Annotated in this window: 10 protein-coding genes and 1 pseudogene; 4 read left to right on the top strand and 7 right to left on the bottom strand. The window is 70.8% G+C overall.

Annotation, left to right across the window (positions count from 1 at the left end):
* The first annotated feature begins 28 nt into the window (after positions 1-28).
* The 3 genes from ABZW18_RS07695 to ABZW18_RS07685 all read left to right on the top strand — a co-directional run bounded on the left by ABZW18_RS07695 (position 29) and on the right by ABZW18_RS07685 (position 2,125).
* Entirely contained in the window at positions 29-553 is a 525-nt protein-coding gene (locus ABZW18_RS07695) for a hypothetical protein (protein ID WP_356183547.1), read from the top strand.
* 86 nt (positions 554-639) lie between these two features.
* Positions 640-1,056 carry a nuclear transport factor 2 family protein gene (locus tag ABZW18_RS07690; protein ID WP_356183545.1) on the top strand — a complete coding sequence of 139 codons (417 nt, stop codon included), beginning with the start codon at positions 640-642 and terminating at the stop codon, positions 1,054-1,056.
* A gap of 340 nt (positions 1,057-1,396) precedes the next feature.
* The gene (locus tag ABZW18_RS07685; protein WP_356183543.1) at positions 1,397-2,125 is read left to right on the top strand and encodes a peptidoglycan recognition protein; all 729 of its coding nucleotides are present in this window, start codon (positions 1,397-1,399) and stop codon (positions 2,123-2,125) included.
* Between the two features lie 205 nt (positions 2,126-2,330).
* Here the strand turns inward: ABZW18_RS07685 and ABZW18_RS07680 are convergent, their stop codons facing one another.
* From ABZW18_RS07680 to ABZW18_RS07655, 6 genes and pseudogenes are all read right to left on the bottom strand, one after another.
* Complete coding sequence (locus ABZW18_RS07680; RefSeq protein WP_356183541.1) at positions 2,331-6,266, bottom strand: lipopolysaccharide biosynthesis protein; 3,936 nt, start codon at positions 6,264-6,266, stop codon at positions 2,331-2,333.
* A 125-nt stretch (positions 6,267-6,391) separates the two neighbouring features.
* Positions 6,392-7,168, bottom strand: coding sequence for a polysaccharide deacetylase family protein (locus tag ABZW18_RS07675; protein WP_356183692.1), 777 nt, complete (start codon positions 7,166-7,168; stop codon positions 6,392-6,394).
* A gap of 171 nt (positions 7,169-7,339) precedes the next feature.
* Positions 7,340-8,290: pseudogene (locus ABZW18_RS07670) on the bottom strand (glycosyltransferase family 2 protein); the annotation flags it as partial.
* A gap of 65 nt (positions 8,291-8,355) precedes the next feature.
* Complete coding sequence (locus ABZW18_RS07665) at positions 8,356-9,216, bottom strand: glycosyltransferase family 2 protein (protein ID WP_356183538.1); 861 nt, start codon at positions 9,214-9,216, stop codon at positions 8,356-8,358.
* A gap of 399 nt (positions 9,217-9,615) precedes the next feature.
* Positions 9,616-10,710 (bottom strand): GNAT family N-acetyltransferase, encoded by a 1,095-nt coding sequence (locus tag ABZW18_RS07660; protein WP_356183536.1) that lies wholly within the window; start codon positions 10,708-10,710, stop codon positions 9,616-9,618.
* 1 nt (position 10,711) lies between these two features.
* The gene (locus tag ABZW18_RS07655) at positions 10,712-11,053 is read right to left on the bottom strand and encodes a hypothetical protein (protein WP_356183534.1); all 342 of its coding nucleotides are present in this window, start codon (positions 11,051-11,053) and stop codon (positions 10,712-10,714) included.
* A 382-nt stretch (positions 11,054-11,435) separates the two neighbouring features.
* Here ABZW18_RS07655 and ABZW18_RS07650 point away from each other — a divergent pair, with 382 nt between their 5' ends.
* Positions 11,436-12,242 (top strand): SGNH/GDSL hydrolase family protein, encoded by an 807-nt coding sequence (locus ABZW18_RS07650; RefSeq protein WP_356183532.1) that lies wholly within the window; start codon positions 11,436-11,438, stop codon positions 12,240-12,242.
* Here ABZW18_RS07650 and ABZW18_RS07645 read toward each other — a convergent pair.
* A complete protein-coding gene (locus ABZW18_RS07645) occupies positions 12,231-13,910 on the bottom strand; it encodes a serine/threonine-protein kinase (protein WP_356183529.1) in 1,680 nt (559 codons plus the stop codon). The genes ABZW18_RS07650 and ABZW18_RS07645 overlap by 12 nt on opposite strands.
* Between the last annotated feature and the right edge of the window lie 390 nt (positions 13,911-14,300).

The following is a 14,300-nucleotide window of genomic DNA, read 5'->3' as shown; positions in this document are numbered from 1 at the left end:
CCACCCACCTGTGACGAGGGAGCGCCTGATGGACGATCATCCGTCCTGCCGACAGCGGCGTCGCCTGCTCATGGCTCCGGTTCTTGTGATGGTTTCGGCACTGCTGGTCAGTGGTTGCGGCGGGGGCGCCGGCCCGAAGGAGAAGCGGAGCGTCGCCGAGCGCAAGTCGGCTATCTCACGTGAGACCGTCAAGGTCGCCCGGCCGGCCAGTGTGGAGAAGCTCGCGTCCACCGTCGGCTGCACCGCCGAGATCACCACGGAGGTGGACGACTATCGCCAGGGCGTGTGCCATGCCGCCAAGGCGCAGTACCTGTTCGTCAGCTTCGACACCGACAAAGGAAAGCGCGACTGGCTGGAGTACGCGCAGATGTACGGCGGCGTCTACCTGGTCGGCAACCGCTGGGTGATCTCCGCCAAGCCCGAGGAACGTATGAAGGCGGCCCAGAAGAAGCTTGGCGGGACGATCGACAAGGGTGAGGCCATCGGCGCCTCTTCCTCCGGTTCGTCCGGTTCCTCGTCCGGTTCCTCGTCCGCACCGAAGAATTCGCCGTAACACTCGCCGTAGAACTCCCGGTCGCACCGAGACACTCACCGTCGGACGCTGACTCGGATTCCGGTCAGGCCGGTTAGGATCGGAAAGTGGGCGAATCCGCTGGTACACCCCCGAAAAGCCCGGAAGGCGACGCGATTCAGGCTCAGCTCGTAGCCGTCGCGGAGGACTGGGCGGCTGCGATCGTGTCCAACGACGCGGCACGGATTGCCGAATTCATCGCCGACGACTGGGTGATCGTCTCCGAGTCGGGGGTCTCCGCCAAGGCATACTTCCTCTCACTTGTCGAGTCCGGGGAGCTGACCCACTCGGCCATGAATCTCGTCGACCAGGCCAGGGTCCGGGTTTACGGCGACACCGCGGTTCTCACGGTGCGGATGACGAATACGGCCCACTACCAGGGCCGACGCTTCGACGCCGACGAGTGGACGACCGATGTGTTCGTGAAACGGGATGGCCGCTGGCTGTGCGTGCTGAGCCACATCACGGCGGCCGCCCCGGCCTGAGTTTTCGGCCGGCACTCTCGGATCTCGGGCCGATGCAAGGCGGTCCCGTACCCATGAACAATCAACGGGTGGGCAGACGGGTGGGGAAGTCCCCTGACCTGCGGCGGCGTATGCGCACGTCACCCGTTCGGCCGAGCCGGACGCAGTGAATGAGATAGAAACCGAAACCAATGCGCCGCGGGAGCAGTCTCGCCCGGGGCGCGCGGGACCGAGCCGCCTCGAACAGGCAGAGAAAGTCGTTCCTCAGGCCTTTCGGGGATCTGGCGGCACAGGCGCCCGGCTTTCACTCGATTGGTTCGCTCACCTGCGAGGTGCGTGATCGGGGCGCAGGGTGGTTTCCATGTGGTCCCGTCGACTCGCCCTGGGCGCCATGGCCCTGCCGCTGGCTCTGCTGGTGCTGCGGGACGCCCCGGTACGGCCGGACCCGCCCGAGCCGGTCGCCATCGGCCCCGCGCCGCAGCACGGGGCGCCGCAGCCCGCGATCGTCAGCCGGGCGGCCTGGCGGGCGGATGAGGGCATGGTCAGGCAGCGGGCGACGTACACGGGTCCGGTGAGCGCGGTCTTCATCCACCACACCGGGCATCCCAACGGCTACGCCTGCGCTGATGTCCCGGAGATGCTGCGAGCGCTACAGGCGGACCACGTCAGGGTTCAGGGCTGGGACGACATCGGCTACAACTTCGTCGTGGACCGGTGCGGGACCATCTACGAAGGCCGGGCAGGCGGCGTCGGCCGGGCCGTGCACGGGGCGCACACCAAGGGGTTCAACGACGACAGTGTGGGAATCGCCGCGCTGGGCACGTTCGGGTCGGGGGTGAAGGTGCCGCGGGCGCTCATCGAGGGGATCGCGAAGGTTGCCGCGTGGAAACTGCGGTACGGGGCCGACCCGCGCGGCATGGTGCGGCTGGTCTCGACGAACGACGAGAGCAAGTACGACAAGGGCGAGACGGCCCATTTCCACGTCATCTCCGGGCATCGGGACAGCCACCAGACCAGCTGTCCCGGCGACGCGCTGTACCAGCGGCTGCCCGCGGTCCGGGAGGGGGCGGACCGGCTGCGGGACCGCTGACGGCAGGCACCGCCCCGAGCTCCCCGCAACCGCGATGTGAGGGCAGAGGGGGCCTTGGCCGGCTCCTGGAGGGGTGCTCCTACGTGATGACCTGTACCCGTTAGCCGTGCGGTCTCGGTTGCCGTGAGGGCCGCGGCCGAAGATCGCGCGGAACGTGTACGCCGCATGTCTCCGGACCACGGACCACGGTCGTTGTGCGTGGGGCTCAGGACATCGTCCAGAAGCGGTGCACCAGCGACGCCAGTAACACCACCATCAACGGCAGGGCAAACCACAGCGACGCCTGCATCCACGACAGTTTCCGCACGCTCGGCCCAGCCGCCACCCGTACCAGTTCCCGCGCCGCCAGCAGCAGTATCAGGGCCACCGCCGCGAGCGCACCGGCCACCGACCACGGCGTCCACGTGACCTGCGGGCCTGCCGCGCCCGGTGCGGGTTCCGCGACGGGGCCGGCGGGCTGCTTGCGCAACTCGTACAGTGTCGCGTCCTCGTTGGACAGCACACGCCGCAACTCGGGCCGTCCGTCCAGGGTGCGCAGCAGCCGCCGTTCCCAGGCCTCGGAGTAGCCGGAGTTCAGGTTCAGGGAGACGGACTGGCCGTGGGAGACCATCAGCAGGGAGTGCGGGCCCGCCGTGCGCAGCGCGCCGACGAGCGTGCCGACCAGTACGGGGTCGCGCGGGGCGAGCGTCGGCACGTACTGCACCTTTTCCATGTCCCGGGCGCCCCAGGGGATCGCCGGGGTGACGTTCTCGACGGGGTCGTCGCTCATCCACAGCAGCCGTACGGTCGGCGTGTCGTGCGCGTAGACGTACTCCATCGCCGTGACGTCGCCGGAGCGCACCCGCTCGAACGGCTCGTTGCCCCAGCGCGCGACCAGGAAGCCGCCCATCAGGACGAGTCCGGCCATCAGTGCGGCGGCAGGGCCGAATCCTCCGCGGGAGGCGGCCTTGCGCGGGAAGAGGGCGAGCGCGGCGAGCGTGCAGGCGCCCGGCAGTGCGAACAGGAAGACCCGCAGGGCCATTTCGCCGCCGTAGGACTGCATGCCGAAGCCCAGGAACGGGACGAAGCTGAGCACCAGCAGCGAGCGCTCTCCGTATCCGGCGAGCCGGCGGCGCCACCAGCCGTAGCACGCGAAGGCCAGGGTGCCGCCGGCCAGCGCGATCCGGGTGTAGAGCACCAGCTTGTGCGTGCTGCTGCCGCCCTCGATCCGGCCGGACACGGACGACGACACATTGCCCCCGACGCCGCCGATCCCGCCGAACAGTTCGTCGAAGTGGCCCGACCAGTACGGCTCGGCGAGGAAGCCCACCCACACCGCGACCATCACCGCGAACAGCAGCGGCAGCCCGGGCAGCGTGCAGCGACGTACGGCGACCAGCGCGGTGATGACACCGAGCATCACGAACGGGGTCAGCTGGTGCGCGGCGACGGATGCCGCGAACAGCCCGATGAGCACCAGGAGGAGCACGGCCCGGTCCGCCCGGCCCGCGGGCCGTACCTCCGCCTCGCCCGGCCACCGTTTGCCCCGCAGCACACGCGGCTCCCGGAACCAGACGAGCAGTACCGCCACGAAGGCGAGATACAGGAGGTACGTGAAGCCCTGCGGGGAGAAGTAGTCCTGCCCGACCCAGCCGGACAGCGCGAACAGCCAGGCCGCCGTCCACTTCGCCCGTCGGCTCGCCCGTACGGCGTGCAGCAGGAGGAACAGCGGTGCGAGATAGAGCAGTTGGATGGCGGTGGGCCACCAGCGCAGCACCTCGGTCAGGTCCGAGATCCCACACGCCTCGGCGACGAAGGCCGTGGCCGCGAAGAAGCCAGGCCAGCTCCAGCGCGCGTCCAGATCGGGGACGGCCGAGCCGTTCCGGTCGATGTAGTCCAGGAAGCCCACGTGCTGCCAGGCGGTCGGGAACCGCGGCTCGGCCTCCAGCATGGCCGGCAAGGCGTGCAGTGATACGACCGTGAGGACGAGCGTCACGGCGAGCAGCGCGCGTCCGGGGCTCGCCAGCCGGAGCGCGGAGGCGAACACGACGACGAGCAGCGCGGCGCCCAGCAGCGTCGCGCCGGGCAGGACCGAGACCAGCCCGAGCCCGCCCATCCGGGCGAGATCGGCCTCGCCCATCCCGCCCAACGGCACCCAGTACAGGGCGAGCGCGGCCAGCAGCAGTGCCCAGAGGCCGAGTTCGCCTCCGCGCCCCCGCGCCCACTCGAGCAGAGTGGACGCCGGAGCCTCCCCACCGTCCGTCGCCGACCGCACCGTCTTCGGCGTGCCCGCCCCGGGCGTGCCGACGCCGCATAGGGCAGCTCCGGATGCGTCCGCCGCGGCGCCTGCTCCGGATACGCCTGCTCCGGATATGCCCGCTTCGGATACGCCCGCACTGGGGGCGCCCGCCCCGCGTGCGCCCCCGCCGCTGACGCCGGCCCCGGCCGGACCACCGCGTACGACATCCGGACCAGGCGGGCCGGCCGGAGTCGCTCTTGCCGGTCTCGCACCAGGACCGTCGCCCGCAGCCGGACCGGGCCGGACGTCCGGGCGGCGTTCCAGATGGTCGAAGTCCAGCCGGACGCCCAGCTGAAGCGTGTCCTGGTCGAGCGCGGCACGCAGCGCCCAACGCGTCCCGTAGCCACCGGATTCGGGACTGTTCCTCTCCGGGGATGCCGGGGCCGCGGTCCCGCCGGGACCTTCGCCGTGGACCGCGAGATCGGCCGAATCCCGGACCGCGAGGTCAGCGGCCGCGTCCCCGACCGCCGTGTCGGCCGGGCCCCCGTCCGGCGCGGCCGCGAGGCCGCCCGCGGACGCACCCGTGGGAGCCGCCCTGAGCACGCGCCACAGCCGGTACGAGGCGATCGCCGCGATCACCGCGAGGCTGGAGATCTCCGCGACTCCTGCCCCGGTGAGCCCCATCCGCGGCAGCAGCAGCAGCGTCAGCCCGAGCACCAGCACGCACAAAAGGCCCTGCAGATACGCCAGTCCCGAGGTGCGGCTCTGTGCCCGCAGCACCGCGAAGTACACCTCGATGATCACCCGCAGGACCGCGCCGACCGCGAACCACCGCAGCAGCGGAGTCGCCGCGTCCGCGTACCCCTGCCCGAACACGCCCAGGATCTGCGGAGCGAACAGGAACAGGAACAGCCCCACCGGCAGCATGATCCGCGCCATCCGGCGCAGCGCCGCCCGGCAGTTCTCCGCCAGCCGCGCCGGGTCGTGTGCCCCCTCGACCGTCAACGACGCGCCCATGTTGATGGCGAGCAGATTGACCGTGCCGCCGATGGTGGTCGTGATGTAGAAATACGCGTTGTCGGCCGAGCTCACCTGGGAGGCGACGATCACCGGCACCAGGTACACCACGGCCAGGGCGAACAGCGAGCCCGTGTAGTCGCCCGCGAGAAAGCGGCCGATTTCCCTCAGCGACGGCGGCTGCACCGTCTTCTCGGTCGCCGCGATGTGCCGGGGCACGAGCCGGCGGAACACCAGCCAGCCCAGCGGTATCACCGACACCGCGATCGCCGCGACCCAGGACACGAACACACCGGCAGTGGGGACCGAGGCGGCAACGGCCACCAGCAGCACCAGCTTCACCGCTGAGAAGACGGTGTTGCCGACCGGCACCCACATCGCGCTGCGCAGCCCCGTCAGCACACCGTCCTGCAGGGTGAGCAGCGACCACAGCACCACAGCCGCCAGGAAACCGGCACCGTGCAGGGCCCCGTGCAGAAAGCGGTACGACGGCCCCCACAGGTCGAGCGTGAGCAGAAAGACCACGGCGGCCCCGGCCACCACGGCCGAACTCCCCGCGTACGTGCGCAGCACCAGTCGGCCCGTGCCGCCTCCCGATACGGGGATGAAGCGGGCCAGCGCCCCGGTGAGCGTCACGGCGGTGAGGCCCGCGAGGAGCTTCATCGCCGCGATCGCCGCGGAGCCCTGGCCGACCGCCTCCTCGGAGTAATAGCGGGCCGCGGCCAGCCAGAATCCCAGGCCGAGGACGGCCGAGATGCCGGTGTTGAGCATCAGCGCGTAGGCGTTGCGGAACAGCGGGTTGTGCCCACCGCCCCGCCCCGGCAGCCTCAGCTTCCGGCCGCTCGTGGTCCCCGCCCGCCCGGCGGTGAGCACCTCGGCCTCGGTGGTGGTCGTCGTGTCAGACACGGACTCCGCGTACCTTCCTCCCCGTTGCCCGGCCGGATCGTGCCCCGCCGCACCACCCGGATCTCCGCCACTGGGCCGTGGGTCGCGGCGGCAGTCGCTCCTGTCTCAGCGCCGGCACGTCTGCCTCACCTCCCGGGCGGCAGCAGCCGCACTGCCCGGCGTGATCCGCGGACCAGGGCGTAGCCCTTCGTCAGCGCGCGGTCCCCGGCGAAGGCGCGGCCGATCGCCCGCCCCTCCACGAGCTGTTCGAACCGTTCGATGTCCGTGCTGCGCCGCACCGTCACCCGGCGCAGGGCGTACGGGCCCTGGCGGGGCGTGGCCAGCGCGTTGCCCACGGCCAGGGACTGGCCGAAGCCGGCCTTCTGTACCTCCTGGCGCACCCGACGGCTGGAGTAGCCGTAGGGGTAGGCGAACGACACCGGCGGCCTGCCCAGCTCGTCGGCGAGGACCTCCCGGCAGCGCCGTACCTCGAACCGGAGTTGCTCGTCCGGCAGCTGGTCCAGCTGGGGATGCGTATGGCTGTGCCCGCCGATCTCCACGCCCGCCGCGGCCAGTTCGCGTACCTGGTCCCAGTCGAGCATGGTGTCGAGCGCGCCCGGTGTCTCCCGCGGTCCGCGCAGCCAGCCGGTCGCGGCGAACAGCGTGGCCGTGAACCCGTGCTTCTCCAGGGCGGGGAGGGCGTGCCGGTGCACGCCCTCGTAGCCGTCGTCGAAGGTGATCAGCACGGGGCGGCGCGGCAGCGGCAGGGAGCCGCAAGAGCGCCAGGCCTCCGCCAGCCGGCGGGTGGTGACCGGGGTGAAGCCGCGGTCGACGAGCAGCTCCAGTTGCTCGCCGAAGGCGCCCGGGGTGACCGATAGGCCGTACGTCGCGCGCGCGGGCGCGTGTGACACCGCGTGGTACATCAGGATCGGCACCGGACCCGGTTCCGTCCGCGCGACGCCCTTTACTCTCGGCCGCTTTCCGTTCCCGGGCGTCGGCGCCGTCTGCGAAGCGGCACCCGCCGGGTCGGAAACCCCCGCGGTAAGGCCCCCCGAGGCGGGGACCCCCGAGGCGGGGACCCCCAGGACAGGGGCCACCGTGAACCGCCCGCCCGTTCTGCGGGCCCTCAGACTCCCCACGGCATAGCCGCCCGTGGCCGCGGCCACCCCGGCCAGGATCGCTCCCGCCCGCCCCACGCCCCCGGACCGTCCGAGGAGCGCGTCCCGCAGCCCGCGCGCGACGCCCGCGGGCAGTACCCGCGTGGCGTACCGGCGTTCGGTCTCGAGCCCGGCCTGCGCCCCCACGCTCCGCGCGACCAAGGCCTTCGACAGTCCCTCCGCGTACGAGCGGGTGCGGAAGTACCCGAACTGCTCACGCACGGCCGGGACCTTGTGGTGGATCACCGCCCGGTCGTCGATCAGCAGCACCGCGTCCGGACGGGCACGGGACAGCCGGATGCACAGCTCGGTCTCCTCGCAGCCGAGCGGCCGTTTGTCGCCGTCCCGGCCGATGCCGGTGGCGAAGCCTCCCGCCGCGTCGAACGCCTCTCGCCGGAAGGAGGCGTTGCCGCCCAGGACGTTGCGCACCCGCACCCGACCGGGCGGCAGGCCCCGGTACGTGCAGCCGACGACCCAGTCGAACTCGTCGGGGAACCACACCGGCCTGCGGCCGGAGGCCCAGACGGGCAGGGTGCGGCCCCCCACCGCCATCACCGCCGGGTCCGCATAGCCCGCGGCGAAGTGCCGCAGCCAGTCCCGGTCGGCGACCGCGTCGTCGTCGAGGAAGGCGATCACCTCCCCCGCCGCCTCGGCGATACCGGTATTGCGGCCGGCGGAGAGGCCGCGGGGGCCCGCGTTGGCGAGCACCCGCACCCCCTCCACACCCGCGTACCGCCCGGCGAGCCGGCTCCCCAGCGCCGCATGGTGGTCCACCACCAGGAGCGTCTCGAGCGCCGGGAAGGACTGGTCGCGCACCGAGTCGACGGCCTCGAGGATGTCGTCCAGGCGGTCCTCGGTGTAGACGCAGATCACCACCGAGATGCGCACGGAGCCGGACGCGGAGCCGCCACCGGGGCCGTTGTCCGGAGACCGGCGCACGGAGTCGTCAGCGGTCACGGCATCTCGTTCCGGCCAGTGCCGCCCAGTACGAGCGCGGCGGGGCGGCGGCGGGACCGCCGGTCGCCGCGCTCGCGCAGGATCACCTTCAGGACCCGGAGGCCGTCGCGCACGGCCCGCAGATTGCTGACGCCGTGGATGCGGTTGTACTCGTGGCTCGGGATCTCCTGGACTTTCAGCCCCGCCTTCACCACCCGGATGTTCATCAGCGTCTCGACCTCGAACCCGGCGCAGTCCAGCGCGATCTCGTCCAGGCAGCGTCTCCAGAAGGCGTTGTAGCCATAGCAGAGGTCGGTGTAGCGGGCGCCGAACTTCGCGTTGACGACGGCCGTGAGGACGCGGTTGCCGAGCTTGCGGACCGGCGTCATGTCGTCCGTACCGCCGCCGTTGGCGAATCTGGAGCCCTTGGCGAAGTCCGCACCGCCGACCAGCGCGGAGACATAGGAGACGATCTCGCCGCCGTCCGCGGAGCCGTCCGCGTCGACCATCACCACGATCTCACCGGTGCAGGCCGCGAAGCCGCTGATCAGGGCATCCCCTTTGCCCTTGCCGCGCTGCGGTACGATTTTGACGTCGGGCCACAGTTCACGGGCGACCCGGACTGTGTCGTCGGTGGAGTTCCCGTCCACCAGGACCACTTCGTGGATCCAGTCGGGAAGCGTCTTGAAGACGTACGGCAGATTCTCCGCCTCGTTCATCGCCGGAATCACCACGCTCACCGGCGGTGCGATCGCGAGATAGGACGACACCGGACGGTACTGGCCGGGTATTCGGCTGAGATGGATCTCCGGCGGAGTTACCTCAGGCGAAATGAATCGATCTTCGCCTGGCTCGACCGGGCTTAAAAAAGCGCTCATGAGTCTGGTTCCCTCTCGTCCGGTGGACCGCCCGCCCAGAGCGGTCCGATGGCGTTTCCGGTTCGAAAGGGGGGTGCACACCCAGGTCAGGGCGGCATGAACCGCCCTACGACATGGGTGAGTTGGCATATTGAGCAGGCCGCGCGGCCCGTGACTCGACAGCCCTGCGGCAGCCGATCACGGTACCCCCCTACCGCGCCCCGCACCGGATCCACCGCGACTGTGAGCCCCTCCCCTGGAGCCGCCTTGCATGATGGACCGATGCGGTTAGATGTATGACAGTATTGATAATTACAACTCTATGGCAAGGCCCGGAAGGAAAATTCCCCTTTTTGCATTTTTTGGCTTTTTGTTCTCTTGCGGTCACACGGAATTTTCTGTTCCTTGACCCAGTCGGTGTCAGTGCCCTGATCGAATGCGACCGATCTTTTTGAGAAAACGATCTGCCGGCTCGAACAACTCCGGCCGGGCGGTCACCGTGTTCCGCAGCGCCCGCACCGGTGCGCGCCGCGCCCGATGTCCGATGGCCACCGGGTGCCGGCGCATCACCCACCCCTCCGACACGGTCAGTTCACGTGTCTTGAGGGAGTCCTTGTACTCCTTCTCGCCCCGCCCCAGGTCCAGATAGGCCGTGCCCTCCGCGGCGGCCCCCTCGGCCATCCGCAGATGCAGTACGAGCCCGGGGGAGAACTTCGAGAACGCCGGGTCGTACGCCGGGAACCAGCAGCCGAGCACCCGCTCCGAGCGCAGCCCGAAGTGCGCCGCGACCGGCTGCCCGCCCGCGTACAGCACCGACAGCAGCCCCGCGAACGACGGCGTCCTGGTGTGGAACAGCTGCTCGACGAGCTCGTTGATCCACGGGCGGGAGAACCGGTCGCTGCGCCCGGTCCTGCGGTATTGCGCGGACTTCCAGTCGATCAGTGTCCGCAGCGCCGCCGGGTCCCGCTCGTCGTGCACATACCGCACCTCGCCCACGTCCCGGCCCAGCTTGCGCTCCTTGGCGAGCGTGCTGCGGGCGAACTTCGGCGAATGCTTGCGCAGCACGGCCAGATAGGCGTCGTAGCCCTGCTCGACATCGATCACCGGAGACGGGTACGAGCCGGTCGCCCCGATCTCGAACGGCTTCTGGCCCTCGACCAGATGGTCGAATTCCCAGACCGACAGCCCGCAGGCCTGGAGCAGTTCACGGGCGTCCCACTGGAACCCGGGCCGGTGCACCAGGCCCTGGCAGTCGGAGACTCCGAGAGCCATGGCGCGCCCGACTCCGGCGGCCGATCGCCGGTACGGGAAGAACGCGACCGGTTCGCCCTCCTCCCGGATCACCGCGATCCGTACGCCGCGCCGGCAGCGGGCCACGGCGAGGGTGAACTCGGGGGAGAGGAAGGGGTTGGCCAGCTGCGGGCTGCCGAGCAGATGCGCCTGCGACTGGACAGCGGTCCACACCGCCCGGTCTGCGGCGCTGAGTTCGCCGGGGCGGTACACGCTGATGTCCACGTCAGAGAGTCCTGGTTCTCGTCGTGCGGCCGCGAGGGCGCCGCACGAGGGCCGGTAGGAGGAGAAGAAGACTGAGCCCGGCGACCGCCGTGATCCCGCCCCGGATCGACCAGATGTGCAGTGCCAGCATGGCCTGCGCGGTGAGCAGGTCCACGGCCGCCGCTCCCGCCACCGCCACCACACCCCGGGTCAGCGGATCGAGTCCTCGCAGCGAGGCGGCGACGGCGCACGCCGGTGCGGCGATGAGGAAGAAGAGGGTGCACGGCGCGCGCAGCGGCGAGGCGACGTCGGCGAGCGCGAGCACCGCGCCGACCCCTCCTATGCCGACGGCGGCCCCCGCCAAGAGCAGAAGAACATTTCCCGCGGTGGATCTGTTGTCGGATCTGTCATCACTGATGGTCTGCATTGGCGACTTTGCCCCCCGAAGCGCCGGATGCCGGGCTTCAATGTCGCGCAACCGACGGACGTCGTCAAGATGCGAAGGTCTTGTGCAGAAGACCTTCACGGCGTGGCGGGTGTGAGCCGTCACCGCCGTCCGTCAACGGCGTTCCCCGCGAGGTCACGGGGACGAAGAGCCTCCACGGGGCTCCCGACAGGTCGTCATATGCGCGTTACGCAGGGGAAATCACCAAAAGGGCCGATCGACAGTTTTGGCATGGACACTTCCGGTCTTGGATGTGCGCTGCTACGACAGATGTGGCAGAGGTCCTGCTAAGGGAGGTTCCATGAGACTGTCCCGTTTTGCGGCCAGTGTGTCCGCAACCCTTCTCACCGCCGGATTCGTCCTCGCCGGGACGGGTGCCGCGCACTCCGCCGAACCGACCGCCGCGACCGGCTACGTAGCGCTCGGCGACTCCTACTCCTCCGGCGTCGGAGCGGGGAGTTACGACAGCTCCAGCGGTAACTGCAAGCGCAGCACCAAGTCCTACCCCGCACTCTGGGCGGCCGCGCACTCATCCGCGGCCTTCTCCTTCACCGCGTGCTCGGGAGCTCGTACGGGTGATGTTCTGGCGAACCAGCTCGCCCCGTTGAGCGCATCCACCGGGCTCGTCAGCATCAGCGTCGGCGGCAATGACGCCGGCTTCGCCGATGTCATGACGACCTGCGTGCTCAACTCCGAGAGCGCCTGTCTCCAGCGCGTGCAGGAGGCACGCGCGTACGTCGCCAACACGCTGCCGGGCAAGCTCGACCAGGTCTACTCGGCCATCAGCGGCAAGGCCCCCGCCGCCCACGTCGTCGTCCTGGGCTACCCGCGCCTCTACAAGCTGAACGGAAGCTGCATCGCCGGACTCAGCGAGAAGGAGCGGGCCGCTCTCAACGCCGCCTCCGACGACCTCAACGCCACCACCGCCAAGCGCGCCGCCGACCACGGCTTCACCTTCGGCGACGTGACCACCACCTTCAACGGCCACGAGATCTGCTCCAGCGACTCATGGATACACAGCGTCTCCTGGCCCATCGAGAACTCCTACCACCCGACGGCCGCCGGCCAGTCCGGTGGTTACCTGCCCGTCTTCACGTCAGCCGCCTGATCCCGGGGACGGCGCCACCGCGGGCGCCGTGGAGGAGGCCCCCTCCGTCGGGGCCTCCTCGCATGTCACCGAGAACGGAACCCGGTGGGACTCCGCATGCTTCGGGCTCCGCACCTCCACCTCGATCCAGTCCCGGTGCTTTCCGCCGTCCTTGTACGTGAGTTCGGTGTGCTCGACCGTCCGCGAGGTGCCGGCCCCGTTCACGTACGAGAGCGTCTTCCACCCCGGGGCGGAGCTCTCTCCGCTGCCCGTGCGCCAGCGGTACTCCACCTCGGCCGGGGTGCGGCTCACCGTGATCACCGCAGAGAAGTGCGGGGCCTCGGCGGCCGGTGGCGGGCAGGCACCGCTGTAGCCGCTGCGCACCGCCGTCACCTTCACGATGATGGTCAGGCCGGGCAGTTCGACGGTGGCCGGCGCGGAATGGCCGTTCCCGCCGCCGTTCCCCGTTCCACCGCTCTTGCTGTCCGCGCTGCCGTTCGCATTGTTGTCCGCCGACGAGGAGGAGGCCGCTCCGCCGTTCTTCCCGCGACCCGGTGCGGAGCTCCCTGAGGAGGAGGTACCGGTGCCGTCACCTCGCGGCTTGTTGCCGGGGAGGATCGCCCACACCCCGCCCGCCAGCAGCGCCGCTACGAGCGCACCCGCCGCCACTGTCGTGACGCCACGTCGCGGTCGGGCCGCGGGCCCGGCCGGTGACGAGGTGCCGGCCGTCGGGCCGCCGTGGGGGAGGCCCGACGCTGCCGCCTGGGTGGGCGGCTGCGGTACGGGGTGCGGCCTGGGCTCCGCGAGAGCCGTGGGCGGGTAACCGGCCGCCGGCGCCACCGGAGAATCCGCCCGCGGGGTGCCGCCTGCCGCCGCGACCCGCAGCATCCGCTGCGCTTCGGCGGCCCCCATCCGCAGCTCCGGCTCCTTGCGCAGCAGCCCTTCCAGGACGGGCGCGAGAACGCCGGCCCGGTGCGGCTGCGGCAACTCCTCGTCCACCACCGCCCGCAGCGTGCTCAGCGGAGTGTCCTGCCGGAAGGGAGTCCGCCCCTCGACCGCCGCGTACAGCATCACGCCGAGCGACCAGAGATCCGACTCGGGCCCCGGCGTGCGGCCCAGCGCCCGCTCCGGGGCCAGGAACTCCGGGGAGCCCACCAGCTCGCCGGTCATCGTCAGCGCCGGACCGCCCTCGATCGTGGCGATGCCGAAGTCGCTCAGTACCACCCTGCCGTCATTGGCGATCAGCACATTGCCCGGCTTCACATCGCGGTGCAGCACACCCGACGCATGAGCCGCCCGCAGCGCCGCGAGCACCTCGGCGCCCACCGCCGCGGCGCGCTGCGGCGGCAGCGGGCCCTCCGCATCCAGGACGTCCGCGAACGACAGCCCACGCACCAGTTCCATCACGATCCACGAGCGGTCGTCCTGGGTCGCTACGTCGTAGACCGTCACCACATTGCGGTGCGAGATACGGGCCGCCGCCCAGCCCTCGCGCTCCAGCCGTGCGTAGAGCCGGCGCACCTCCCCCTCGTCCAGCCCGGCCGGTGCGCGTACCTCCTTGACAGCGACCTCGCGGCCGAGCACCTCGTCGCGGGCCCGCCACACCACGCCCATGCCGCCGCGGCCCAGTTCTGCCAGCAGGCGGTAGCGTCCCGCCACCACTCGCTCAACTCCCGGACCATCACTCATGGCGAGCCCCCTAACCCTGTCCGGCCGACCCTGTCCGGTGGATCTCCGCGGGGCCGCGGCCCCGGACTCCGTCCGGACGGGCTCGCCCCGGCGGTGTCCGGAGGGTGCGCCCCGGACGCCGCACTCCCAGCCATCGGCGGGGCCCCGCCCCGCGTTGCCGAGCTCCACCCGTACCGGGTGCGAACCCGGTACGAGGTCGGCTCTCCGCTCTCGGGGTCCCGGGGCTGATCCGCGAGGGTCCGCCGGACAAGGTTCCAGGCCGTGCGACCGCGATGACGCCCGGGCGGACGTCACCGCCCAGCATGGCCCAAGTTCTGTCGCACCGATACGATCCGGAGCAAAGCACCTCCCATGGGGCAGTCGGCCGGGTTCGGCCAACTCGCCCGATCC

This window comes from Streptomyces sp. NPDC004647, from assembly GCF_040609575.1.
Classification (GTDB): domain Bacteria; phylum Actinomycetota; class Actinomycetes; order Streptomycetales; family Streptomycetaceae; genus Streptomyces.
Note: the sequence above shows the minus strand (reverse complement) of the source record. Positions and strands in the feature narration are given on the sequence as shown.